Here is a 24443-nt window from a genome sequence, read left to right on the forward strand (position 1 = left end):
GCCACGGCCACGAGGGGCGCACCTGCATGGCGGACAAGCTGACGGCCTTCGCCTGGCGGCACTCGCGGCGAGACCAGATCATCATCACGGCGCTGACGGCGACGACCTTTCCGCTGATGTGGGCGACGCTCGAGCTGCCCAAGCGGATCATCAACGACGCCATCGACGGGCGCAACTTTCCCCGCCAGATCGGCTGGATGGAGCTTGAGCAGACCCAGTATCTGCTGGCGCTGTGCCTGGCCTATCTGGGCGCGGTGGCGGGGAACAACGCGCTCAAATACATCCTCAACGTGCGCCGCGGCCTGACGGGCGAGCGCATGCTGCGCCGGATGCGCTTCGACCTGTTCCGCCGCGTCATGGGGCGGCCGCTGACGCGCCTGCGCGCGACCAATCCCGGCGAGCTGGTGCAGATGATTTCGGCCGAGCTGGCGCCGGTGGGCGACTTCATCGGCGCCATCTTCGCCACGCCGCTGATGGCGGGCGGGCAGTTCATCGTCTATCTGGGCTTCATCATCGTTCAGAACGCCATGATCGGCGCGGCGGCGCTGGCGCTGTATCCGGTCCAGGCGTGGCTGGTGCCCAAGCTGCAGGCGCGGGTGGTGGCGCTGATCCGCGAGCGCATCGCCAACATCCGCGCCATGGCGCGCGACGTCACCGAATCGATCGAGGGCGCGCCCGAGATCCTGGCCCTGCGCACGCGCCGCTGGCACATGGCCGTGGTGTCGCGGCGGCTCTACGACAACTTCGTCATCCGCAAGCGCATCTTCTACCTGAAATATCTCATCAAGTTCGTGAACAACGTGGCCGACCACGTCACGCCGTTCTTCATCTTCCTGATCGGCGGCTGGTTCGTGATCGACGGCACGCTGGACCTGGGCGCGCTGACGGCGGTGCTCATCGCCTACAAGAACCTCTCGGCCCCGTGGAAAGAGCTGCTGAACTACTACCAGACCTTCTCGGACATGGCCGCGCGCTATCAATACGTGATGGACCAGTTCCAGCACGACGAAGAGGCCCCCGCCCTGCCCGAACGCGCGCCCCAGGGCCCGCACGCGCTTGCGCTGACCGATGCGCGCGCGCCCGGCCTGCCGGCGCCGGTCACCTGCCACGTGCCCGCCGGCGCGCGCGTGGCGGTGGTGGACCGCGACGCGGCGCGGCGGGGGGCGCTGCTGGCGGCGCTGGCCGGCATCGCCGAGCTGCAGTCGGGCGGCTGGTCCTCGTCCCAGCCGATCATCTATCGCGCCTCGGCGCTGGTGCGCTCGGACGCGCGGGTCTTCGCCGGCAGCTTCCGCTTCAACATGCTGCTGGGGCTGATGTTCCGCCCCGTCGCCGACGCCGACGACCCCGAGGCCGAGGCCCGCCGCCGCGAGGCCCTGGCCACCGGTGCGCCCCCCGACGACGTGGACGCGCGCTGGATCGACCCAGCCGAGGCCGGATACCGCGACATGGCGCATGTCGAAAGCCGCATCCTCGAAGCGGTTCACGGGCTCGAGCTGGACGACGACCTGTATGTGATCGGCCTTGGCAGCCGCGCCGACCCCGACGCCCGCCCGCGCCTGGCGCGCACGCTGCTCGATCTGCGCACGCACATCGCCGCCTCGGCCGAGCTGGGCCCCATGCGCGAGGACTTCATCGACGTCTGGCGCCCCGACCGCTTCAACGCCAATGCCTCGCTGGGCGAGAACGTGTTCTACGCCCGACCGCTCGACCCCGAAAGCGGCTGGGCGGGACTGCTGGCCGACCGCAAGGTGATGCGCGCGCTCGACGCGGCGGGGATACGTCCGCTGCTGACCGAAATCGCCATCGACCTGTGCGAGACGCTGCTGAGCCTGTTCGAAGGCGTGGCCGCGGACAGCGACCTCTTGCGCGAATACGGGCTTTTCTCGCGCTCGGAAACGCCCGAGATCCGCGCCATCGTCCAGAAGGCGCGTCGGCGCGGCCCGGGGCGGCTGTCGCGCGCCGAGACGCGCCGCCTGCTGACCATCGCCATGGACTACCGCCCCGCGCGCTTTCGCCTGGCGGTTCTGCGCGCCAAGGGCCGCGAGCCGGCGCTGGTCGCCGCGCGGCCGGCCCTGCGCAAGGCGCTTGCAGGCGATCCGCGGCTCGAGTTCATCGACGAGAGCCGCTACATGCGCAGCTTCTCGATCTCCGAGAACCTGTTCTTCGGCCCCGTCCGCGTCGAGCGCCGCGACAGCTGGGGCCCCTTCAAGCGCCGCGTCGACGTTCTGGTGCGCGAGACGGGCTTGCGCGAGGACGTGCTGCGCCTTGGCCTCGACCAGCCCGTGGGCGAGGGCGGCATGACGCTGAACGCGCGCCAGCGCGTGCGGCTGGCGCTGGGCCGGGCGCTGATGAAGAACCCCGCGGCGCTGCTGCTCGACGGCGTGGCCGCGGGCGACGAGCAGGCCGATCTCGACGCCCGCGCGCGGCTGCACCGGGCGCTGGACGGCGGCGCGCTGGTCTGGGGGGCGGCGACGGCGCGCGCCGCGCGCGATGCGGACGTCATCCTGCGCTTCGACGACGCGGCGGGCGGCGTTCTGCTGCAGGAGGGCCCCGAATCGCTCGCGCGCCTTGACGGCGCAGAAGACGAGGGTCGATAGTGTTCGCGGGGGACGAAAGACATTGGGGGCGACCCGCATGAAGTTCGAGACCGAGGTGGCCGCACTTCAGAAGACGCCCATGTTTCAAGGCGTGGATGCGTCGCGGCTGCGGCTGCTCGCCTTCATGGGCGAGGATCGGCGCTTCAATGACGGCGAATACGTGGTGCGCCAGGGCGACGTCAGCGACAGCGCCTATCTGATCCTCGAGGGCAAGGCCGACGTGATCGTCGAGGTCAACGGCAAGGCGACGGTCGTGGCGACGCTGGGCGATTCCGAGGTCTTCGGCGAGATGGCCATGCTGTGCGAAACGCCCCGCACCGCGTCCGTGCGCGCCCGCGGCGAGCTGCGCACCCTGATGTTCGAGCGCGAGGGCATGTTGCGGCTGCTGCGCGAATTTCCCGAGATGGCGGTCGAGATGGCGCGCTCTCTGGCCCATCGCCTTGAACGGACCACGGCCGAGCTGGCCCGCCTTCGCGCCAAGTGCCCGCCGTCCGAACCGTCGTGACCGCCGCAAGGATCGACAGGGGAACGCTCTTCACGATCTGGGGCGCCGGCGGATCGGCGCCCACGGGCGACCCGCGCCGCAGCCGGTTCGGAGGCGACACGATCTGCTTCGAGGTCCGGCGCCTCGACGCGGCCGCGCCGCCGCTGGTGATCGACCTTGGCTCGGCCTCGCTCAATCTGGGCGCGGATCTGGCGCGCCGCGCCGCGGCCGCCGGCCGCCCGGTCGCGGCCGAGATCCTGCTGAGCCATCTGCACCTCGATCACGTCATCGGCCTGCCCTTTTTCGGACCCTTCTACACGCCCGGCGCGCAGCTGCGGCTGCATTGCGGGGTGGTGGACAGCGCATGGGACCTGCAGGACAAGCTCTCGCGCTTCGCCGCGCCGCCCTTCTTTCCGGTCCATCCGCTGCAGATGGAAACCGTGCGCTATGCGCGTTTCGACCCCACGCGGCCCTTCGAGCTGTGCGGAATGCGGATCACCCCGGGGCTGAGCCACCATCCGGGCGGGTGCTGCGCGTTCCGCATCGAAAGCCCGGACGGCGCGATCGCCATCATCGGCGATCACGAGCATGGCGACCCCGAGGCCGACGCCCGCATGGCCGAACTTGCGCGCGGGGCGGACCTGCTGCTGTATGACGGCGCCTATGACGACGACGACTTCGCGCGCCGCCGCGGCTGGGGGCATTCGACCTGGCAGCACGGCGCGGATTTCGCCCGCGAGGCCGGGGCCGGCTGCGCGCTGATCTACCACCACCAGCCCGAACATTCGGATGACGAGCTTGACGCCATCGAGGCCCGGCTGCGCCGCCGCCTGCCGGTCGCGGCCATGGCGCGGCAGAACATGCGCGTTCTGATCGGCCCCGAGGGCGCGCGCGTGCTGGACCCGGCCGAGACCGTGCGCGAGGACTGAGCGTCAGCCATGCAGGGCCGCCACGGTCTTGACCGTGGAAAAGCCGTATAGCGCCTCGAAACCCTTTTCCCGCCCATGGCCCGAGGCGCCGCGCCCGCCGAAGGGCAGCTCGACCCCGCCGCCGGCGCCATAGTTGTTCACGAACACCTGCCCCGCCCGCAGCCTTTTCGCCAGGCGCATCTGCCGCGCGCCGTCCCGCGTCCAGACGCCGGCGACCAGACCGTAGGGCGTGCCGTTGGCGATGGCCACGGCCTCGTCCTCGTCGTCGAAGGGGATGACCAGCTGGACGGGGCCGAAGATCTCTTCCTGCGCAAGGGGATGGTCGGGCGCGGCGCCGGTCAGCAGCCGCGGCGCGACGTAAAAGCCCCCCGCCGGCGCGTCGGCGTCGATGCGCCCCTCGGCCGCCACGCTCAGATCGGCGCCCGCGGCCAGCAACCCCTCGACGCGCGCCTTCTGCCGCGCCGAGATCAGCGGGCCGACGTCGGGGTCGCGCATCGCCGGACCGACGCGCAGCGCGCGATAGCGCCGGGCCATGCGCTCAACCGCCTCGTCAAACCGCGCGCGCGCCACCAGGATGCGCGACGCGGCCGAGCAGGTCTGCCCCGCATTCTGGATGCCCGCCCCCACCAGAAAGGGCAGCGCCGCGTCCAGGTCCGCGTCCTCGAACACCAGCTGCGGCGACTTGCCCCCCAGCTCGAGCGTGACGGGCGTGACGTTGCGCGCCGCGGCCGCCTGGACCTGGACGCCGACGGCGACCGAGCCGGTGAAGCTCAGATGATCGACCCCGGGGCTGGCGGCAAGGGCGGCGCCGGCCTCTTCGCCCAGACCCGGCGCGACGTTCAGCGCGCCCGCGGGCAGCCCCGCCTCGCAGGCAAGGCGCGCGAAGGCCAGCGCGGTCAGGCAGGCGTCCTCGGCGGGCTTGAGCACCGCCGCGTTGCCCATCGCCAGCGCCGCGCCGACCGAGCGGCCGATGATCTGCATCGGATAGTTCCACGGCACGATGTGACCCGTCACGCCATGCGGCTCGCGCAAGGTGTAGACGGTGTAGCCGTCAAGATACGGGATGGTCTGGCCGTGGACCTTGTCGGCGGCGCCGGCGTAGAACTCCATGTATCGGGCCAGGGCGCGGGCGTCGGCCCGCGCCTGCGACAGCGGCTTGCCGACGTCGCGGGCCTCGAGCGCGGCCAGCTCTTCGATGCGCTCCTCGACCAGGCGGCCGATGCGGGCCAGGATGCGGCCGCGCTCGTAGGCCGGCATGCGGCCCCACGGCCCATCGAGCGCGGCGCGCGCGGCGGCGACGGCCTGTTCGATCTCGTCCGCGTCGGCGCGGGCGACCTCGGCCAGCGGCGCGCCCGTCGAGGGATCGCGCAGCGTCATGCTTCGCCGCGCCGGGCGCCATTCGCCGCCGATCAGCATCCGGCGTGGGTCGAAGAACAGCGGCAGGTCCGGGTCGGTCATCGGGCGGGCTCCTTTTCGTGCGGGGCGCGGGCGGCGCGGGCGGCCAGCGCCCGCTCGAGGTCCGGCGTCGCCTCGAGCAGGGCGCGCGTGCAGGGGTGGCGGGGCGCGGAAAAGATGCGCTCGGTCGGGCCTTCCTCGACGATGCGTCCGGCCTGCATCACCGCCACGCGGTCGGTCACGGCGCGCACCACGTGCAGATCGTGGCTGATGAACAGCATGCTCAGATCCAGCCGGTCGGACAGCTCGGCCAACAGGTCGAGGATGCGCGCGCGCACCGACACGTCCAGCGCGCTGACCGCCTCGTCCAGCACCACCAGGCGGGGCTCGCACACCAGCGCGCGGGCGATGGCGATGCGCTGGCGCTGGCCGCCCGAGAATTCGTGCGGGTAGCGGTCGAGCGCCTCGTCCCCCAGACCGACCCGCTCGAGGGCGGCGGCGGCGCGCCGGCGCGCCTCGGCGCGCGTGATGCGCGGGCGCAGCATGTGCAGCGGTTCGGCCACCAGATGCGCCACGGTCCAGCGCGGGTCGAAGCTGTCATAGGGGTCCTGGAACACCGCCTGGACGTGGCGGCGCCGCTCGGGCGGCGCGCCGGGCGCGAAGGGCGCGCCGCACAGCGTCACCGCGCCGCCCTGCAACGGCTCGAGCGCCAGCAGCGCGCGCGCCAGCGTGGACTTGCCGCAGCCGCTTTCGCCGACCAGGCCCACGTTCTCGCCCTGGCGGATGGCCAGCGACACGCGGTCCACGGCGCGGAACGCCGTTCGGCGGCGCAAGAGGCCGCGGCGCGAGACATGCTCGCGCGTGACCTCGCGGGCGCGCAGAACCTCGTCGCCGGGGGGGCGGGCGCGGCGCGCGGGCTGGTGAACCGAGGCCTGGAACAGCGCGCGCGTGTAGGGGTGGCGCATGTTGCGGAACAGGCGCACGGTCTCGTCCGTCTCGACCACCTCGCCATCCTTCATGATGGCGATGCGGTCGGCCATTTCGGCGACCACCGCCAGGTCGTGGGTGATCAGCATCAGGCCCGCGCCGTCCTCGGCGGTCAGCCGCCGCAGCAGGTCGAGGATGCGGGCCTGCGTGGTCACGTCGAGGGCGGTGGTCGGCTCGTCGGCGATGACCAGCCTGGGCCGCAGCGCCGTTGCCATGGCGATGACCACGCGCTGGCGCTGGCCGCCGCTCAGATCGTGGGGATAGCGGTCATGCGGCACGCGGTCCGCGGGCAGGCCGGCGCGCTCGAGCGCGCGGCGCGCCTCGGCGCGGGCGTCAAGGTCGGGGCGGTGCAGGCGGATCACCTCCTCGACCTGTCGGCCGATGGGGTGAAGGGGGTTGAGGGCGGTCATGGGCTCTTGAAACACCATGCCGATGGCGGCCCCGCGCAGGGCGCACATGCGCGCCTCGGAGGCGGCCAGAAGGTCTTCGCCCTCGAACAGCACGCGCCCCTCGGCGACGCCGCGCGGCGCAAGGCGCATCACGGAAAGCGCGGTCATCGACTTGCCCGAGCCGCTTTCGCCGACCACGCCCAGCACCTCGCCCGGGGCGATGTGGAGCGAGACGTCGCGCAGCACCTGCGCGGCGCCGATGCGAAGCGACAGCCTGTCGATGCGCAGAAGGCTCATCGCGCGCGCCTCACCTTCGGGTCGGACAGATCGCGCAGGCCGTCGCCCAGCAGGTTCAGCCCCAGCACCGTCAGCACGATGGCAAGCCCCGGAAAGATCGCGAACCAGGGCGCGACGTAGATCATGGTCTGCGCCTCGTTCAGCATGCGCCCCCACGAGGGCATGGGCGGCTGCACGCCCAGGCCGACATAGCTCAGCCCCGCCTCGGCCAGGATGCCCAGGCTGAACTGGATGGTCGCCTGCACGATCAGCAGATTGGTGACGTTGGGCAGCACATGCTCGACCGAGATGCGCGCCGCGCCCTTGCCCGCCACGCGCGCCGCCAGGACGAAGTCGCGCGTCCACAGGCTGAGCGCGGCGCCGCGCGTGACACGGGCGAAGACGGGGATGTTGAAGATGCCGATGGCGATGACGGCGTTGAACGCCCCGGGGCCGAGCGTGGCGGTGATCATGATCGCCAGCAGCAGCGAGGGAAAGGCGAAGATCAGATCGTTCAGCCGCATGACCAGCTCGTCCAGCCAGCCGCCGCGCCGCGCCGCGGCGGCCAGCCCCAGCGGCACGCCCAGCCCCGCGCCCACGCCCACCGCCACCAGCGCCACCGCGATCGAGGCCCGCGCCCCGACCATGACCATCGAGAAGATGTCGCGCCCGAAATGGTCGGTGCCGAACCAGTGCTGCGCCGAGGGCGGCTGCAGCCGCGCCGCCACGGTCAGCCGCGTGACGTCGTAGGGCGTCCAGAAGAAGGACAGCGCCGCCAGCCCGACCGCCGTCAGGCTGAGCGCGGCGCCGATGACCAGCGCGGGCGAGAGCCTCATCGCCGCCTCGCGCGCAGGCGCGGATCGACCGCCGCATAGGCCGCGTCCACCGCCAGCGTCACCAGCGTGACCGCCAGCACCAGCAGCGTCAGCACCGACTTGACCACGATCAGGTCGCGCTGCACGACGCCCTGGAACACCAGCCGCCCCAGCCCGGGCAGGAAGAACACGTTCTCGATGATGACGGCGCCGGCCAGAAGAAAGCTGAACTGCATGCCGATGATGGTCAGCACCGGGATCATGGCGTTGCGCAGGGCGTGGCGGCGCAGCGCCTGGCGTTCGGTCAGACCCTTGGCGCGCGCCGTGCGGATGTAGTCCTCGGACATGGTCTCGATCAACGCCGAGCGCATCACCCGCGTCAGGATCGCCGCCTGCGGCAGCGCCAGCGACACGGCCGGCAGCGTCAGCGCGCGCATCGCCTCGAGCGGATCGCCCCAGCCCGGAAAGCCGCCCGCCGAGAACCAGCGCAGCCCGGTCGAGAACGCCAGCACCAGCAGCATCGCCACCCAGAAATTGGGCGTCGCGACGCCGATCTGCACCAGCCCCAGCGTCGCCGCATCGGCCGCGCGCCCGCGATGGGCCGCCGCATGAACCCCCGCCGGAATGGCGATGAGCGTGGACAGCGCCAGCGCATACAGCGTCAGCGGCCCCGAAACGGCCAGGCGATCGGCGATCAGCTCGGCGATGGGGGTGCGGTAGGTGTAGCTGACGCCGAAATCGCCGCGCAGCATGCCCGCAAGCCAGGCCAGGTATCGCTCGAGCGGGGGCGCGTTCAGCCCCAGCTCGGCGCGCAGCGCGGCCACGGCCTCGTCCGAGGCGTTGAGCCCCAGCATGGTCACCGCCGGATCGCCGGGCGCGACCTCGAGCATCACGAAGATCACCGCCGTGGCCGCCAGCAGGGTCAGCGCCAGCGTCGCCGCGCGCCTGACCAGAAAGGCGATCATCGGCGCGCCTCCAGCCGCGCGCGCAGCTCGTGCGCCAGCCAGCGGCGCCCTTCGAGCCAGGGCGAGAGCTCGAGCGCGCGGCCGTCGGCCAGCGCGATGGCGCCGCTTTCCGACACCGCCGACACCTGTTCGATCGGCACGTCGTAGCGCGGGCCAAGGATGTTCTGCGAACGGATGCGGTCCCAGGTCACGGTCACATGCTCGGTCAGCTGCACGAAGCGCCAGACGGCCGCGGCGGCGAAGATCAGCGTCAGCGCCAGGTGCATGGGCGCGTCGGCCAGAGGCTGGCCCATGCGCACGCGCTCATACAGGGTCCAGGCCAGCACCGCCGTCGCCGCGACCAGCGCCGCCCACCAGCCCCAGCAGGCCGGCCGCGCGCGCAGGATCGCCACATGTCCCGGGCGCAGCGGCGCGTCCCACAGCTTGCGCCGCGCCGGGGCCGGCCGCGTCTGCGCGAGGTTGCGCCACAGCAGCCAGCCCAATGCGACGAATGCCAGAGCGACGAGGAACCGGGCCATGCTGCGTCCTTGCGTTCGCCGCCGCGCGCCCGGCCTGGGCCGGGCGCGCGGGGCGCGGTCAGTCTTCCCAGTAGACGGCCGTCAGGTCGTTGGCCTGGGTGGGGGCGTCATGCCACAGGCCTTTGACCTTGGCGTTCCAGACGCCGATCTTGCCCAGCTGGAACAGAAAGCCGTTCACGGCGTCTTCGGCGATCACCGCCTGCGCGGCGCCCAGGATGGCGGCGCGGCGGGCCGGGTCGACGGCGGCGTTCAGGTCCTGCATCAGCTTGCGGAAGGCCGGATTGTCATACTGGAAGTAGTAGTCGGGCCGCGCATAGATGCCGATGTCCATGGGCTCGGTGTGCGAGACGATGGTCAGGTCGTAATCCTTGCCGCGGAACACCTGCTCGAGCCACTGCGCCCATTCGACGTTCTCGATCGTCAGGTCGATGCCCACCTCGCGCAGCTGCGCGGCGACCAGCTCGCCGCCGCGCCGCGCATAGGAGGGCGGCGGCAGCTTGAGCGTGGCCTTGAAGCCGTTCGGATGGCCCGCCTCGGCCAGAAGGGCGCGCGCCTTGTCGGGGTCGTGCGGATAGAGGGCGGTCAGGTCCACATAGGCGGGGTTGTGAGGCGCGAAATGGCTGCCGATGGGCGTGCCGACGCCGAACATGGCGCCGTCGATGATCGCCTGCCGGTCGATGGCGTGAGCGATGGCGCGGCGCACGCGCAGATCGTCGAAGGGCGGACGGGCGTTGTTGGTGGAAAGGATGGTCTCGCCCTCGGTCGAGCCCATCACCACCTCGAAGCGCGGATCGGCCTGAAGCTGGGGCACGGTCTCGGGGCTGGGATAGCCGGGAAAGGCGTCGACGTCGCCGGCCATCAGCGCCGCCAGCGCCGCGGTCGGGTCGGCGATGAACTTGAAGGTCGCGCTTTCAAGGCGCGCCGGCGTTCCCCAGTAGTCGGGGTTGCGCTCGATGGTGACGCTGTCGCCCTTGACCCAGTTGCGGAACCGGAACGGGCCGGTGCCGATCGGATGGGTGGCGTTGCCCTCGGCGCTGGCCGGATCGACGATCACCGCGTCGCCCCAGCCCATGTTGAACAGGAACTGGCCGGTCGGACGCTTGAGCGTGATGCGCACGGTGGCGGGGTCCAGGACCTCGATCTTCTCGATCGGCTCGAACAGGCCCTTTTGCGCGTTGGTCGAGCCCTCGGCCATGGCGCGCTCGAAGCTGAACTTCACGTCCGAGGCGTCGAACGCCGCGCCGTCGTGAAAGCGCGCCCCCTCGACCAGGTGGAAGACGTAGGTCAGCCCGTCCTCGGACACCTCCCACGAGCGCGCCAGCGCCGGCCGCACCGAGCCGTCGGGGCCGATGCGCGTCAGGCCCTCGAAGATGTTGGCGTAGGTCACCTCGTCGATGGCCGCGGCGGCGCCGGCGGTGGGGTCGAGATTGGGCGGCTCGAGCTGCATGCCCACGGTCAGATGCGTGGGCGCCGCCTGCGCCGCGCCGATCATCATGGCCAGCGCCGCCGCCGTTCTGGTAAACAGTTCCATGCCTTCGCTCCCTGTCGCGCGGCGCTCATGCCGGCGCCGCATCCTTCGCCGCGCCGGCGGTCAGCAGCCGCCATGCGGCCAGCGCCATGACCCTTGCCGACGCCGCAAGATCCTCCACCTCGACATATTCGTCGGGTTGATGCGCAAGGTCCAGCCTTCCGGGCCCGTAGGCGATGCAGTCGCGCACGCCGCCGATCTGGTCGAAGTGCTTCTGATCGTAAGTGCCGGGCGAAACCACCACCCGCGCCTCGCGCCCCAGAACGTCGCGCACGGCCCCGCGCACGGCGCGCGCGACGGGGCCCTCGGGGTCGGCCATGGTGGGGCGCACCTCGAACAGGTCGGTCAGCCGCGCCTCGAAGCCGTGGCGCGCGCCCACCTCGTCGAGCAGGGCGCGCAGCTCGGCCTTGACCTCGGCGGGGTCTTCCTCGGGGATCAGGCGGCGGTCGAAGACCAGGCTGGCGTGGTCGGGCACGTTGGGCGCAAGAAAGCCCTCGGCCGTCTCGGGCTGGCCGCCATGCAGCGCGGCGATGTTGAGCGAGGCGCGCCGCGCCGCTTCGGGCACGACGGGCGCCGCGGCGACGCGCGCGGCGATGCGCGGGATGTATTCGGTTTCGAGCGCATGCAGCACCCAGCCCATGCGCCGCACCGCGCACTCGCCAAGAAAGGGCATCGAGCCATGCGCTACGCGGCCGAAGGTCTCGATTCGGCCCCACCACACGCCGCGATGGCCGATGCACACGCCGTCGGGCGAGAAGGGCTCGGGGATGATGACGTGATCCTGCCGCCCCGCGGCGAACAGGCCGCGCCGCGCCAGCCAGGCGGCGCCGCCAAAGCCGCCCGATTCCTCGTCCGCCACGCCCGACACCTCGATCGCGCCGGGCCAGCCGCCCAGCTCGGCCAGCGCCTCGGCGGCGATGATCGAGGCCGCCAGCCCGCCCTTCATGTCGCACGCGCCGCGGCCATAGATGCGGCCGTCGCGCAGCTCGGCCCCGAACGGGTCCACGCTCCAGCCCTGGCCGGGGGGAACGACGTCGTAATGCGAGTTGAAATGCACGCACGGGCCGGGGCCGGCGCCCTCGCGCCGGGCCAAGACGTTGACGCGCGGGTGACGCTCGCTGTCGGCCAGCGCGCCCTCGGCGCGGATCAGCTGCGCGTCGAAGCCCGCCGCCGCCAGCCGGTCGGCCACGATGCGCGCGCAGGCCTCGTAATCGGCGCCGGGCGGATTGACCGAGGGCACGCGGATCAGCGCGCGCGTCAGCTCGATCAGATCCTCGCGGCGCGCCTCGATGGCGGCGTCGATCGCGGCGCGGATCGCGGCGTCTTGCATCTGCCGGCTCCTTCATGCTTGCCTTGCGCAAGAATTATCCGCGCCCCTGCGCGCGCCGCGCAATATCGTGGAACCACCCTATGGACCCGACCGCCGACCAGCAGCTGTGGGATCTGGCCTTCGACGGCGCCCCGGTGGGGATCGCCCTGGCCGAGCGCCGCGTCATCAGGGTCTGCAACCGCACCTTCGCGCAGATGTTCGGCTATGAGCGCTACGAGCTGATCGGGCGCTCCTTTCGCGATCTGTATCCCTCGGCGGCCGAGTTCGAGCAGTTCGGCGACATCGGGATCGAGGCGCTGCGCGCCTCGGGCCGCTACTCGGACGAGCGCATCATGGCCCGGCGCGACGGCACGCTGTTCTGGGTTCGCGTGCGCGCGACCACGCCGCACCCGGACGACCCGCTCAGCCGCGTGGTGCTGAGCTTCGCCGATCTGTCGGACCAGCGCCCGGCCCACAGCCTGACCCCGCGCGAGCGGCAGATCGTCATGCATCTGTTCGACGGGCGCACATCGAAGCAGATCGCGCAGGCGCTGTCGCTGTCGCCGCGCACGGTCGAGGCCCACCGGGCGCGCCTCTTGCGCAAGTTCGGCGCGGCCAACGTCGCCGAGCTGCTGGCGCTTCTGTCGGGGATGCCGGCCACCGACCGCTAGGCGCGGCGCGCGGGGCGCGCTATCAAGGCGCCCACCACCCAGCAGGAGAGCAGGCATGACCCAGACCGCCCCCATTCCCGTCACCGTCGTCGGCGCGTCCGGCCGCATGGGCCGGATGCTGATCGAGGCGGTGCGCGAGAACCCCGCCGTCGTCCTGACCGGCGCCACCGAGCGCCCCGGTCACCCATGGATCGGCCGCGACCTGGGCGAGGCGCTGGGCGGCGCGCCCATGGGCGTGACGGTCGAGGACGACCCGCTCGAGGCCTTCGCCCGCTCGCGGGCGGTGCTGGACTTCACCGCGCCGGCCGCGACGCTGGCGCATGCGGCGCTGGCCGCGCAGGCGCGCTGCGTGCATGTGATCGGCACCACCGGCTTCGGCGACGAGGACCTTGCGCGTCTGTCCGCCGCCGCGCGCCATGCGGTCATCGTGCGGGCGGGGAACATGTCGCTCGGCGTGAACCTGCTGACGATGCTCACGCGCAAGGTGGCGAAGGCGCTGGACGAAAGCTTCGACATCGAGATCCTCGAGATGCACCACAACCGCAAGGTGGACGCGCCCTCGGGCACGGCGCTGATGCTGGGCGAGGCCGCGGCCGAGGGGCGCGGAACCACGCTGGCCGAAGCGGCCGAGCGCGCGCGCGACGGCATGTGCGGCCCGCGCAAGCCGGGCGCGATCGGCTTCGCCTCGCTGCGCGGCGGCGACGTGGTGGGCGAGCACGAGGTGATCTTCGCCGGCGCGGGCGAGCGCATCGTGCTGCGCCATGTGGCCACCGACCGGATGCTGTTCGCCCGCGGGGCGGTGCGCGCCGCGATCTGGGGCCAGGACCGCAAGCCCGGCGAATACGACATGCTCGACGTTCTGGGCCTGGAGCGCGACTGAGGCCCCGGCCCTAGCGCAGCTTCTTGAGGTATACGTAGAAGGCGCCCTCGCCGCCATGGCGGCGATGGGCGGGATAGATGCCCACCACCATTCCCGCCAGCGGTCCCGCGCGCAGCCAGCGCGGCGCCGCGCGGCGCAGCACGCCCTCGGCGGGCGCCATGAAGGGCGCGTCTTCGCCCGCGCAGCGCGCGCGCCCGCCCTTGCCGGTGATGATCAGAACGCAGCGCAGCCCGCGCATGCGGCTGGCGCGCACGAATCCGGTCAGCGCGGCGTGGGCGCGCTCGGCCGTCATGCCGTGCAGGTCAAGCCGCGCCTCGGGCTCGCGCCGGCCGGCGCGCAGACGCCGCGCGGTGCGGCGGTCCAGCCCCTCGGCCGGCGCCAGGCTGTCATAGGGCTCGGGAGCGAAGTCGAAGGCGACCGACGGCGCCGGAGGCGACGGGGGCGGGGGCGGCGGCGCGGCGCCCGGCCGGCGCGGCGACTTGCGCGGCGGCGCCTCGATGGCGGGCTGCGCCGGCGCGCCCCGAAGGGCCGAGGGCGGCGCCTCGGACGGCGCGGGCGGCGGAGTGGGGCGCATGGGGTCGGCCGTGGCGGCGACCTGGCTCCACAGGGCGCTTTCCTCGGGGGTCAATCGACGCGGGCGGCGACGGCGGGCCATGGCGCGCCCTCACCGCGCCAGCGCCAGGCGCCGCGCCGCCGAGACCGGCAGCAGCACCGCCACGCGTCCGCACCCATGCATGGCCGAGGCCTTCTCGAAGGCCTCTTCGCCCGCGCCGAAGAACAGATCGACCCGCCCCGGCCCCTTGATCGCCGCGCCCACATCCTGCGCCACGAACAGCCGCCGCAGGGGCGGCGCGCCCGGCGCCTCGACCCACAGTGGCGCGCCAAGGGGCGCGAAGGCCGGATCGACCGCCGCCGAGCGCCCGGCATGCAGCGGCCGGCCCATGGCGCCGATGGGGCCGTCATCGGGGTCAAGCTCAGCGATCTCGCGAAAGAAGATGTAGGACGGGTTCACGTCCAGCCAGCGCAGCCGCTCGGGATCCTCGGACAGCCACGCGCGCAGCCGCTGGGCCGAAAGCCGCCCCGGCGCGAATGCGCCGGCCTCGACCAGCGCGCGGCCGAGCGAGCGGTAAGGATGCGCGTTGCGCCCGGCGAAGCCCAGCCGCAGCACCCGCCCGTCGGTCAGCCGGACGCGGCCGCTGCCCTGGACGTGCAGGAAATAGGCCGCCACGGGATCATCGAGCCAGACCAGCTCGAGCCCGCGGCCGCGCAGCGCGCCGGCCCGGATCTGCGCGCGCGTCAGCCGCCGCAAGGCCGGGTCGTCCGGCGCGGCATGCAGCGGGTGACGGAAACGCGCATCCGGGCGCAGGGCGCCGTGCAGTTCGGGCTCGAAATAGCCGGTCAGCAAGCCGCCCTCGGGCGGCGAAACCAGCACCGGAACGAAGAAGGTCTCGAAGAACCGCCGCGCCTCGATCGCCGGGTCGCGCGCCGCGGCGCAGGCTGCGCGCCAGTCCTCGGGGCTCAGCGCGACGCCCGGCGCCCCGTCGCCGCGCCCGCCCGCGCCCGCGAGGTCGCAGGTGGCGGCGAAGACGCGGCGGGCGGCGGCGTGATCCTCGTCGGCCCAGCCCTGCAGCTGCGCGAAGTCGAGCGCGCGCCATGGCCCGCCGGCCCAGCCGGGCGCGCCCGGCGTCATGGCGGCCAGCGCCAGCGCCGCCAGGCCTGCCCGAAGCGCGCCGATCATCCGCCCGTCGCGGTCAGGATCCAGTTGGGATCGGACGATCCCATCTTGCGCGTGAAGGTCCACAGATCGGTCTGGCGGCGGACCTCGTTCGGGTCGCCCTCGACGATGTCGTGATCGGCGTTGCGCACGACCGAGATCAGCTCGCCCACGAAACGCACCTCGACATCGGCCTCGCCCGTGTCCTCGGAGAACATGGCCGAGAAGATCCGCGCCTCGCGCACGCCGATGAAGCGCGCGTCCACGGTCAGCCCCTGGGCGCGGCGGCGCTCGATGGCGTCGGCGAAGCTCTGATACACCTCGTCCGACAGCAGCGGGCGAAGGGTGTCGAGATCGCCGTTCTCATAGGCCATGAGGATGATCTCGTAGGCGCGCTTGGCCCCCTCGATGAAGGCGACCGGAGAGAAGCCCGGCTCGGCCCGCGCCATGCGCCGCAGCGCCAGCGCCGTTTCGCTGTCGGGATCGGCGACGCGGGCGATCTCCTCTTCGAGGGTGCGCTCTCGGTCCTCGCCCGACCAGGACGGCGCGGCGGGCGCGTCGGCCTCGACCGGGCGCAGGGGCGGCACGGTCGGCTTCTCGAAGCCGGTGCGCGTTCCAAGCACGCTGCGCAGCCGAAGGAAGACGAACACCGCGATCGCGGCGAGTATCAGGAGTTCGATCATGGCGCTGTTCATGTCTTCGATTGCGTCTCGCTGGGATCGCGTTTCGGGGCCGCCCCGGGCGCGCGCCAGATCCCCTTGCGGGAACGTGGCGCCCGGCCCGGCTAGAGCCTATGTAAGGCGTGGCGCGGCGCAAGTCCAACCAGCTTGCGTTTCGCAGCGCCCGAGACGCAAGCGGAGGATGTCTCCCCATGTGGCTTTTCCTGATCCTGGTCGCCGTGCCGATCGTCGAGATCGCGCTTTTCATCAAGGTCGGCGGCTTTCTGGGGCTGTGGCCCACGCTGGCGATCGTGCTGGCCACGGCGGCGGCGGGCACGCTGCTGCTGCGCGCGCAGGGGCGCGAGGCGATCGACGATCTTCAGCGCAGCCTGACGCAGGGCGGCGATCCGGCGGGCGCGCTGGCGCATGGGGCGCTGGTGCTGGCGGCGGGGCTGCTGCTGCTGACGCCGGGCTTCTTCACCGACGCGGTGGGCCTGGCGCTGCTGATCCGGCCGGTGCGGGCGGCGGTCATCCGCTGGGCCTCGCGTCACATGGCCGCGCGCATGGAGGTGCATGTGCACGCCGCGCGCACCGGCCCCGGCCCGGGTCCGGCCGGCGAGGACGAGGTGATCGACGCCGAGTTCGTGGTCCTCGACGAGGACGGCCGCCCCAGGCCCGAACCGGACCCGGACGCGCGCCGCGTTCCGCCGCGCTGAGCGGGGCGCGCATTGTCGCGGCCGGCCGGAAGTGCTAGCCATCGGCGCGGGCGCAGCCGCCCGACCGCATCATTGAACGGAGCATGTCCGACATGGCCGAGAACGCCCAGCAGCCCCCGCAGCCGCAGGTTTCCATCCTTTCGCAGTTCACCAGGGACCTGTCCTTCGAGAACATCGCCGCCATCAAGCAGCAGGCGCCGCAGGGCAAGCCCGACATCCAGGTGGCCGTCAATCTGGACGCGCGCGCGCGCGGCGAGGACCGCTACGAGGTGTCGCTCAAGATCACGGCGAACGCCAAGTCGGGCGAGGAGTCGCTGTTCATGGTCGAGCTGGACTATGCGGGCGTGTTCCACGTGGTCAACGTGCCGCAGGAGCAGCTGCATCCCTTCCTGCTGATCGAATGCCCGCGCCAGCTGTTCCCCTTCGCGCGCCGCATCATCGCCGACGTCACGCGCGACGGCGGCTATCCGCCGCTGATGCTGGACATGGTCGATTTCGTGGCGATCTACCGCCAGGAGCTTCAGCGCCGCCAGGCCGAGCAGGCCGCCGCCGAAGGCTCGGGCCAGGCCTGAGCCGGGACCTGGGCGAGCGGGCGCGCCGCGCTCAGCCGCCCAGGCGCCGCCACAGGGCGTCTTCGCCCAGTTCGGCGACGAAGGCCTCGTGCGCGACGCGCTCGGCCTCGGTCAGCCGGGAAGGCAGCGGGGCGGGCCGCGGCGGGGCGACCCACTCGGCCTCGGCGCCGTCTGGGCGGCTCTGCCCGCGGCCGCCCTCGATCACGCCCAGGGCGAAATCGGGCTGACGGCCGCCGATCAGCTCGAGATAGACCTCGGCCAGAAGCTCGGAGTCGAGCAGCGCGCCGTGCTTGTCGCGGGCCGAGTTGTCGACCCCGAAGCGGCGGCACAGCGCGTCGAGGGTGTTCTGCGCGCCCGGAAAACGCTTGCGCGCCATCTCGAGCGTGTCGATGGCGCGGCTCATGGGCAGGGGCGGCAGGCCGGCCCATTCGAGCTCGGCGTTGATGAAGCGCATGTCGAAGCGGGCGTTGTGGATCACCAGCTTCGCGTCGCCGATGAAGTCCAGAAACGCCTGCGCCACGTCCTTGAACAGCGGCTTGTCGGCCAGGAAGTCGTCGCCCAGGCCGTGCACCTCGAAGGCCTCGCGCGGCATGGGGCGTTCGGGGTTCAGATACTGGTGATAGTGGCGGCCGGTGGCGACGTGGTTCACCAGCTCGACGGCGCCGATCTCGACGATGCGATGGCGGCCCGAGGGGTCGTAGGGGTCGATGCCGGTGGTTTCGGTGTCGAGAACGATCTCACGCATCGCGGTCCTCCTCGTCGCGCAGGCGACCGTCGCGCACGGCGTCGAGAATCGCGCCGACGCGGCTTCGGGCATGGTCGAGGCCCCGCCCCGTATCGACGACGAAATCGGCCCTTGCGCGCTTTTGCGCGTCGGGCATCTGGCGGTCCAGGATGGCGCGGAAGGTCTCTTCGCTCATGCCCGGACGGGCCAGCACCCGGCTGCGCTGGATCTCGGGGGGCGCCGAGACGACGACCACCGCGTCGAAGGCCGCATCGCCCCCGGTTTCGAACAGCAGGGGAATGTCGCACACCGCCACGGGCGCGCCCTGGGCGCGGGCCTCGTCCAGAAACCGGGCGCGGTCCATGCCCACCAGCGGATGCACGGCCTGTTCGAGCCGCGGGATCAGCGACGGATCGGCCGTGACCGCGGCGCGCAGCGCGGCGCGGTCGACGCGCGCGCCCTCGGCCGAGTCGATCACGCAGCCGGGCGCGACGGCGCGCACCGCCTCGACCGCGGCGCCGCCGGGGCCGTAAAGCCGCGCCACCGCCGCATCGGCATCCCAGACGGGCACGCCGCGATCGGCGAACATGGCGGCGGTGGTGGACTTGCCCATGCCGATCGAGCCGGTCAGGCCGAGAACGCGCATGTCAATCCTCCAGCACCGCGCGGCGCAGCTCCTCGTCCACCTCGGGAGCGACGCCGTACCACGCCTCGAAGCCCGGCCGGCCCTGGTGCAGCAGCATGCCCAGGCCGTCGACCCAGCGCATGCGGCGCTCGCGCGCCTCTTCGAGAAGGGGCGTCATCAAGGGCGTGTAGACGATGTCCGTCACCAGCATCGACTTGGGCGCGCGCCGCAGCGAGACGGGCAGCGGCGGATGGCCGGTCATGCCCAGCGCGGTGGCGTTGACCAGCGTCGCGGCGCCGTCCATGGCGGCTTCGGCCTTGATCCAGTCGACCACCCGCACCTTGGCGCCGAAATGCTCGGCCAGGAACTCGGCCCGCGCGCGGGTGCGGTTGGTCAGGCGGATTTCCGGCGCGCCGTCGGACAGAAGCGCCGAGATGATCGCCCGCGCCGCGCCCCCGGCGCCGAACACCAGCGCCGGACCGTCGGACGCCTTCCACCCCGGCGCCCCTGCGCGCAGGTTCTCGAGAAAGCCGTAGCCGTCGGTGTTGTCGGCGTAGATGGTCCCGTCCTCGCGGAAGGTGATGGTGTTGGCCGCGCCGATCAGCGAGGCGCGGTCCGAAACCTTGGTCGCCAGCTTGAGCACGGTTTCCTTGAAGGGAATGGTGACGTTCACCCCGCGAAAGCCCAAGAGGGGCAGCGCGCGGAAGGCGGCCTCGAAGTCGCGCGGCGCGACGCCCAGCGGCACGTAGTCGCCCGCCAACCCGTAGCGCCGCAGCCAGTGGTGATGCAGGCGCGGCGATCGCGAATGCGCGATGGGCCAGCCGACGACCCCCGCAAGCGGAACGCGGTCGTGCTCGGTCATTCCCCCAAAACTCCCCTGGCGCGCAGGAAACCCAGAATCTCGAGCAACGGCAGGCCGAGGACCGTGAAGTGGTCGCCCTGAACGCGGCTGAAGAGCTGCGCGCCAAGCCCTTCGAGATGATAGCAGCCGACCGTCTCGGTCACGGTATCGCCCAGCCGGTCCAGATAGTCATCCAGAAATTGGTCCGAGAAGGGGCGCATGGCAAGCTGCGCGCGCCCCACATGACGCCAGACGGGCCGGCCCTGATGCACGATGACCGCAGCCGACAGCAGCTGATGGGTGCGGCCGCGCAGGGCGCGCAGCTGCGCGGCGGCCTCGGCGCGATCGGCCGGCTTGTCGAACAGGCGGTCCTCGCAGACCAGCACCTGGTCGGCGCCCAGAACCAGATCGCCCGGCGCGTCGGCGCGCCGGAGCCCGACGCGCATGGCCTTCATCTCGGCCAGGGCGTCGGCGACGTCGCGCGCGGGCGCGCCCTCGGCCAGCATGGCGCGCTTGATCTCGGCCTCGTCGACGCGGGCGGGCTCGATGACGACGGGAACGCCCGCCGCCTCGAGCATGCGGGCGCGCGCGCGGCTGGCCGAGGCGAGAACGACCCGGGCGCTCATTCCGCCCGCCCCCGCGCGCGCAGCTCGGCCATGATCGAGGCGGCGGTTTCCTCGATCGAGCGGCGCGTGACGTCGATCACCGGCACGCCGAGGCGCTGGAAGGTGAGCAGGGCCTGCGAGACCTCTTCGCGGATGCGCTCGGGATCGGCGTATCCGTCGCCCCCCTCGCCGCCGATGGCGCGCAGCCGCTGGCCGCGGATCTGCGCCAGCCGGTTGGGGCTGGCGGTCAGGCCGATGGCGGGCACGCCCTCGGCGATCGCCTGCTCGAGCTCGGGCGGCAGCGGCCGGCCCGGAACCAGCGGAACGTTGGCCGCCTTGACGCCGCGCACGGCCAGGTAAAGGCAGGTCGGCGTCTTGGACGTGCGGCTGACGCCCAGCAGGATCACATCCGCGCGGCGCAGACGGTCGCCGACCGCCCCGTCATCGTGCGACATGGCGTATTCGATGGCGGCCACGCGGTCGAAATAGGACCGGTCGGTTTCGTATTGCTTGCCCGGCCGCAACCTGCGCGCGGGGCCAAGCGCCTGTTCGAGCAGAGCGAAGAGCGGCTTGAGCAGCGGCACGGTGGGCGCGCCGAGCTTGCGGCAGCCTTCCTCGAGCCGGGCGCACAAGCTCTGATCGAGCAGGGTGTAGACGACGGCGCCGGGGTGTTTCTCGACATCCTCCAGAACGCGCTCGACGTCCTTGGGCGAGCGCACGAAGACATGCATGCGCCGCTTGACCTTCGGGTCCTCGAACTGGCTCAGCGCCGCGTTCGCCGCGACGCTGAGCGTCTCGCCCGTCGAGTCCGAGACCAGATGCAGAACGTAAGCGGACATGAATCGCCTTTCCGGTGTTCTCGTGCGCGCGGCGCATATTGGCCGCGACGCGCGCCTGGGGATAGCGTGGATTGTCGGGGATAACCCGGCATCGGCGCGAGGTGTGGCGAGATCGCTTCAATCGGGCGCCCGAGTCATCCACCTGTTGACGAGGAATCCGGCCCCGGCCGCGTCGGCTGTGGATAACTTTCGCCCATCGCGACGCCCCGCCGCAGCATGGCGCGCCGAGCTGAGGAAAACTCTCACGCTTATGGCTTAAGAATTTGTTTTTTCGATGTTTTTTATCAACACGACAGGCGTGGAGAACCTTGAAAAGCGGCGATGAATCCGCGCGCGCTGGACAAAATTGTGGATAACCTTGTGGAGCTTCGGACTCGAAACGGTAATCCCCACTGTGCAGGGGCCCTACTAAGCACTACAACCTTCAAATCTCCCCCTGTTTCTCTGAGGATGACATGACCCCGCCGACAAAGACCCTTCTGCGCGCCCTGGCCGGCGAAACCCTGCCGACGCCGCCGATCTGGCTCATGCGTCAAGCGGGACGCTACCTGCCCGAATACCGGGCGGTGCGCGAGAAGGCGGGCGGATTCCTCGATCTTTGCTACAACCCGGACCTGGCCACCGAGGTGACGCTGCAACCGATCCGACGCTTCGGCTTCGACGCGGCGATCCTGTTCGCCGACATCCTTCTGGTTCCCCAGGCCCTGGGCGCCAAACTGGCCTTCGAGGCCGGAGAGGGCCCGCGCCTGTCCACCGTCATACGCAAGGAGGACCTGGCCGTTCTGAAGCCGGCCTCGGCAGTCCACGAAACCTTGTCGCCCATCTACGAAACCGTCCGCCGTTTGCGCAGCGAGCTGCCCTCGCACGTCGCGTTGATCGGCTTCGCCGGCGCGCCCTGGACGGTCGCGACCTACATGATCGCCGGGCGCGGAACGCCGGACCAGGCCCCGGCGCGGCGCATGATCGTCGAGGCGCCCGAGTTGTTCGCCGCGTTGCTCGACCGGATCACCGAAGCCACCATCGAATATCTGGACGCGCAGATCGAGGCTGGCGCAGAAGCGGTCAAGATATTCGACAGCTGGGCCGGACCGCTCAATTTCGAGGATTTCGAAACCTGCTGCATCGCGCCCTTCAACCGCATCGCCGCGGCGCTGAAGGAACGGCATCCGAACGTGCCAATCATCGGCTTTCCCCGCGGGGCCGGCGCGCGCAGCGCGGCGTTCGTCAAGGCCACCGACGCTGACGCGATCGCCATAGACCAAAGCGTCGATCCGGCTTGGGCCGCAGAGAATCTGCAAGGAAAATGCGCGGTGCAGGGCAACCTCGATCCGCTCTTGCTGGTGACGGGCGGCGCGCGTCTCGAGTCCCAGGCGCGGCGCATCTTGCGCGCGCTGCGCAACGGGCCGCATGTCTTCAACCTTGGACACGGCATCACGCCGGACGCCGATCCCGACAACGTCGCGCGGCTGGTCGAAATCGTGCGGAGCGCGGAATGACGGACTGGCTGGCCGCGCATTACGACTGGCTCAAGGCGCTGCATGTGATGAGCGTCATCGCCTGGATGGCCGGGATCTTCTACCTGCCGCGGCTTTTCGTCTATCACGCCGAACGCGGACGCGCCGAGCCGGTTCTGGACGAAACCTTCAAGGTCATGGAGCGGCGGCTTTATCGTGCGATCATGGTTCCGGCGATGATCTCGAGCTGGATTTTCGGCGCGTCGATGCTGATCGCGATCGGGCTCGAGGGGATCCTGGCCGCGGCTTGGCTGCAGGCCAAGCTGGCGCTGGTCGTGGCCATGACCATCTATCACGAGTTCCTGGGGCGCGAGATGCGCGCCTTTCAGGCGGGCGCCAATCGACGCTCGGGCCGCGCCTTTCGCATGATCAACGAGATCCCGACCCTTCTCATGGTTCTGATCGTGATAATGGCCATCGTCGAGCCGTTCTGAGGATCTTGACAAGCGCGGCCGCCTTCCCGTAGCATTTCGCGCGTCCGTGCACCCCTGTCCGACCCTCCTTCCCGCACGGAAATCCTCTTGCCGCCAGCTGCCGAGAGACGAGGCCGCGCGCGCAAATCTTCGGGAAATACATGGAAATCCAAGAACTTAAGCTCTCCGACCTGAAGGAGAAGTCGCCCACTGCCCTGCTGGAGTTCGCCGAAGAGCTCGAGATCGAAGGCGCGTCGACCATGCGCCGGCAGGACATGATGTTCGCCATCCTGAAAGAGCTTGCTGACCGGGATGTCCAGATCATCGGCGGCGGCGTGCTTGAGGTTCTTCAGGACGGATTCGGGTTCCTGCGCTCGCCCGAGTCCAATTATCTGCCGGGACCGGACGACATTTACGTCAGCCCCAACCAGATCCGCAAATTCGCCCTGCGCACCGGAGACACGGTCGAGGGCTTGATCCGTGCGCCGAAGGAAGGCGAACGCTATTTCGCGCTGGTCAAGCTGAACACGCTGAACTTCGAAGATCCCGAGAAGGCGCGCCACAAGGTCCATTTCGACAATCTGACGCCGCTCTACCCGAATGAGCGGCTCAAGATGGAAATCGAAGACGAACAGACCAAGGACAAGTCGGCGCGCGTGATCGATCTGGTCGCCCCGATCGGCAAGGGACAGCGCTGCCTGATCGTCGCGCCGCCGCGGACCGGCAAGACGGTTCTGCTCCAGAACATCGCGCACTCGATCGAGAAGAACCATCCCGAGTGCTACCTCATCGTCCTGCTGATCGACGAGCGCCCCGAGGAAGTGACGGACATGCAGCGCTCGGTCGCGGGCGAGGTCATCTCCTCGACCTTCGACGAGCCGGCCACGCGGCATGTCGCGGTTTCGGAAATGGTGATCGAAAAGGCCAAGCGCCTGGTCGAACATGGCCGCGACGTCGTGATCCTGCTTGATTCGATCACCAGGCTGGGACGCGCCTACAACACGGTCATTCCCAGCTCGGGCAAGGTTCTGACCGGCGGCGTCGACGCGAATGCATTGCAACGGCCGAAGCGATTCTTCGGCGCCGCGCGGAACATCGAAGAGGGCGGTTCGCTGTCGATCATCGCCACCGCGCTGATCGATACCGGAAGCCGCATGGACGAGGTGATCTTCGAAGAGTTCAAGGGAACCGGCAACTCGGAGATCGTGCTTGACCGCAAGGTCGCCGACAAGCGCGTCTTCCCGGCGATCGACATCCTGAAATCCGGCACCCGCAAGGAAGAGCTTCTGGTCGAGAAGAGCGACCTGGCCAAGATGTTCGTCCTGCGCCGCATCCTGAACCCCATGGGTCCGGCCGACGCGATCGATTTCCTGCTCGGCAAGCTCAAGCAGACCAAAACCAACGCCGAATTCTTCGATTCGATGAACGCCTGACTCCCGACCGGAATTTTCGTCGATCGGCCCGAGCACCAGGCTGTT

25 protein-coding genes are annotated in these 24443 nt (G+C 70.9%); 10 read left to right on the top strand and 15 right to left on the bottom strand.

Translation table 11 applies throughout. From position 1 onward, the window contains the following. The first annotated feature begins 26 nt into the window (after positions 1-26). The 3 genes from BMW67_RS07905 to BMW67_RS07915 are packed head-to-tail and all read left to right on the top strand — an operon-like array spanning position 27 to position 4010. Positions 27-2597: an ABC transporter transmembrane domain-containing protein gene (locus tag BMW67_RS07905; protein WP_072747000.1), complete on the top strand. Its 2571-nt coding sequence runs from the start codon at positions 27-29 to the stop codon at positions 2595-2597. Between the two features lie 37 nt (positions 2598-2634). Next, complete coding sequence (locus BMW67_RS07910; protein WP_072747001.1) at positions 2635-3102, top strand: cyclic nucleotide-binding domain-containing protein; 468 nt, start codon at positions 2635-2637, stop codon at positions 3100-3102. Further along, positions 3099-4010, top strand: coding sequence for an MBL fold metallo-hydrolase (locus tag BMW67_RS07915; RefSeq protein WP_177174494.1), 912 nt, complete (start codon positions 3099-3101; stop codon positions 4008-4010). The genes BMW67_RS07910 and BMW67_RS07915 overlap by 4 nt, the downstream gene beginning before the upstream one ends. Before the next feature lie 3 nt (positions 4011-4013). On the opposite strand, the gene BMW67_RS07920 is transcribed toward BMW67_RS07915, so the two are convergent. From BMW67_RS07920 to BMW67_RS07950, 7 genes are read right to left on the bottom strand one after another with little or no spacing between them, the layout of a single operon-like run. Further along, the gene (locus tag BMW67_RS07920) at positions 4014-5468 is read right to left on the bottom strand and encodes an aldehyde dehydrogenase family protein (RefSeq protein ID WP_072747003.1); all 1455 of its coding nucleotides are present in this window, start codon (positions 5466-5468) and stop codon (positions 4014-4016) included. Continuing rightward, positions 5465-7078, bottom strand: coding sequence for an ABC transporter ATP-binding protein (locus BMW67_RS07925; RefSeq protein WP_072747004.1), 1614 nt, complete (start codon positions 7076-7078; stop codon positions 5465-5467). The genes BMW67_RS07920 and BMW67_RS07925 overlap by 4 nt, the downstream gene beginning before the upstream one ends. Next, positions 7075-7893, bottom strand: coding sequence for an ABC transporter permease (locus BMW67_RS07930; RefSeq protein ID WP_072747005.1), 819 nt, complete (start codon positions 7891-7893; stop codon positions 7075-7077). Before BMW67_RS07930 ends, BMW67_RS07925 begins: the two co-directional genes overlap by 4 nt. Continuing rightward, positions 7890-8837 (bottom strand): ABC transporter permease, encoded by a 948-nt coding sequence (locus tag BMW67_RS07935; RefSeq protein WP_072747006.1) that lies wholly within the window; start codon positions 8835-8837, stop codon positions 7890-7892. The genes BMW67_RS07930 and BMW67_RS07935 overlap by 4 nt, the downstream gene beginning before the upstream one ends. Continuing rightward, on the bottom strand, positions 8834-9355 hold the full coding sequence (locus BMW67_RS07940) for a hypothetical protein (protein WP_072747007.1): 522 nt from the start codon (positions 9353-9355) through the stop codon (positions 8834-8836). The genes BMW67_RS07935 and BMW67_RS07940 overlap by 4 nt, the downstream gene beginning before the upstream one ends. A gap of 58 nt (positions 9356-9413) precedes the next feature. Continuing rightward, a complete protein-coding gene (locus tag BMW67_RS07945) occupies positions 9414-10886 on the bottom strand; it encodes an ABC transporter substrate-binding protein (protein ID WP_072747008.1) in 1473 nt (490 codons plus the stop codon). 25 nt (positions 10887-10911) lie between these two features. Beyond that, positions 10912-12213, bottom strand: a complete 1302-nt coding sequence (locus BMW67_RS07950; protein WP_072747009.1) for an acetylornithine deacetylase/succinyl-diaminopimelate desuccinylase family protein — start codon at positions 12211-12213, stop codon at positions 10912-10914. An 80-nt stretch (positions 12214-12293) separates the two neighbouring features. On the opposite strand from BMW67_RS07950, the gene BMW67_RS07955 reads away from it, so the two are divergent. Further along, positions 12294-12863 (top strand): PAS and helix-turn-helix domain-containing protein, encoded by a 570-nt coding sequence (locus BMW67_RS07955; RefSeq protein WP_072747010.1) that lies wholly within the window; start codon positions 12294-12296, stop codon positions 12861-12863. A 55-nt stretch (positions 12864-12918) separates the two neighbouring features. Then, the gene (gene dapB, locus BMW67_RS07960; RefSeq protein ID WP_072747011.1) at positions 12919-13743 is read left to right on the top strand and encodes a 4-hydroxy-tetrahydrodipicolinate reductase; all 825 of its coding nucleotides are present in this window, start codon (positions 12919-12921) and stop codon (positions 13741-13743) included. A gap of 10 nt (positions 13744-13753) precedes the next feature. Here dapB and BMW67_RS07965 read toward each other — a convergent pair whose 3' ends face one another. The 3 genes from BMW67_RS07965 to BMW67_RS07975 are packed head-to-tail and all read right to left on the bottom strand — an operon-like array spanning position 13754 to position 16140. Beyond that, positions 13754-14398: a Smr/MutS family protein gene (locus tag BMW67_RS07965; protein ID WP_072747012.1), complete on the bottom strand. Its 645-nt coding sequence runs from the start codon at positions 14396-14398 to the stop codon at positions 13754-13756. Positions 14399-14407: 9 nt separating this feature from the next. Continuing rightward, on the bottom strand, positions 14408-15481 hold the full coding sequence (gene mltA, locus BMW67_RS07970) for a murein transglycosylase A (RefSeq protein ID WP_072747013.1): 1074 nt from the start codon (positions 15479-15481) through the stop codon (positions 14408-14410). Continuing rightward, positions 15478-16140: a Tim44/TimA family putative adaptor protein gene (locus BMW67_RS07975; protein ID WP_342707602.1), complete on the bottom strand. Its 663-nt coding sequence runs from the start codon at positions 16138-16140 to the stop codon at positions 15478-15480. Before BMW67_RS07975 ends, mltA begins: the two co-directional genes overlap by 4 nt. 188 nt (positions 16141-16328) lie before the next feature. Here BMW67_RS07975 and BMW67_RS07980 point away from each other — a divergent pair, with 188 nt between their 5' ends. Both BMW67_RS07980 and secB read left to right on the top strand, forming a co-directional pair. After that, a complete protein-coding gene (locus BMW67_RS07980; RefSeq protein WP_072747015.1) occupies positions 16329-16832 on the top strand; it encodes an FxsA family protein in 504 nt (167 codons plus the stop codon). 83 nt (positions 16833-16915) lie between these two features. Further along, entirely contained in the window at positions 16916-17404 is a 489-nt protein-coding gene (gene secB, locus BMW67_RS07985) for a protein-export chaperone SecB (RefSeq protein ID WP_370426841.1), read from the top strand. Between the two features lie 31 nt (positions 17405-17435). Here the strand turns inward: secB and dnaQ are convergent, their stop codons facing one another. From dnaQ to BMW67_RS08010, 5 genes are read right to left on the bottom strand one after another with little or no spacing between them, the layout of a single operon-like run. Beyond that, on the bottom strand, positions 17436-18149 hold the full coding sequence (gene dnaQ, locus BMW67_RS07990; protein ID WP_072747016.1) for a DNA polymerase III subunit epsilon: 714 nt from the start codon (positions 18147-18149) through the stop codon (positions 17436-17438). Next, on the bottom strand, positions 18142-18774 hold the full coding sequence (gene coaE, locus BMW67_RS07995; protein ID WP_072747017.1) for a dephospho-CoA kinase: 633 nt from the start codon (positions 18772-18774) through the stop codon (positions 18142-18144). The genes dnaQ and coaE overlap by 8 nt, the downstream gene beginning before the upstream one ends. A 1-nt stretch (position 18775) precedes the next feature. Continuing rightward, a complete protein-coding gene (locus BMW67_RS08000) occupies positions 18776-19615 on the bottom strand; it encodes a shikimate dehydrogenase (protein WP_072747018.1) in 840 nt (279 codons plus the stop codon). After that, complete coding sequence (locus BMW67_RS08005) at positions 19612-20220, bottom strand: Maf family protein (protein WP_072747019.1); 609 nt, start codon at positions 20218-20220, stop codon at positions 19612-19614. Before BMW67_RS08005 ends, BMW67_RS08000 begins: the two co-directional genes overlap by 4 nt. After that, positions 20217-21038 (bottom strand): pyruvate, water dikinase regulatory protein, encoded by an 822-nt coding sequence (locus BMW67_RS08010; RefSeq protein ID WP_072747020.1) that lies wholly within the window; start codon positions 21036-21038, stop codon positions 20217-20219. Before BMW67_RS08010 ends, BMW67_RS08005 begins: the two co-directional genes overlap by 4 nt. Positions 21039-21493: 455 nt before the next feature. On the opposite strand from BMW67_RS08010, the gene hemE reads away from it, so the two are divergent. From hemE to rho, 3 genes are all read left to right on the top strand, one after another. Further along, the gene (gene hemE / locus BMW67_RS08015; protein WP_072747021.1) at positions 21494-22534 is read left to right on the top strand and encodes a uroporphyrinogen decarboxylase; all 1041 of its coding nucleotides are present in this window, start codon (positions 21494-21496) and stop codon (positions 22532-22534) included. After that, complete coding sequence (gene hemJ, locus BMW67_RS08020; RefSeq protein ID WP_072747022.1) at positions 22531-22986, top strand: protoporphyrinogen oxidase HemJ; 456 nt, start codon at positions 22531-22533, stop codon at positions 22984-22986. The genes hemE and hemJ overlap by 4 nt, the downstream gene beginning before the upstream one ends. Before the next feature lie 140 nt (positions 22987-23126). Then, positions 23127-24398: a transcription termination factor Rho gene (gene rho / locus BMW67_RS08025; RefSeq protein ID WP_072747023.1), complete on the top strand. Its 1272-nt coding sequence runs from the start codon at positions 23127-23129 to the stop codon at positions 24396-24398. Positions 24399-24443: the final 45 nt, after the last annotated feature.

It is taken from the genome of Oceanicella actignis (genome assembly GCF_900111545.1).
Lineage (GTDB): Bacteria > Pseudomonadota > Alphaproteobacteria > Rhodobacterales > Rhodobacteraceae > Oceanicella > Oceanicella actignis.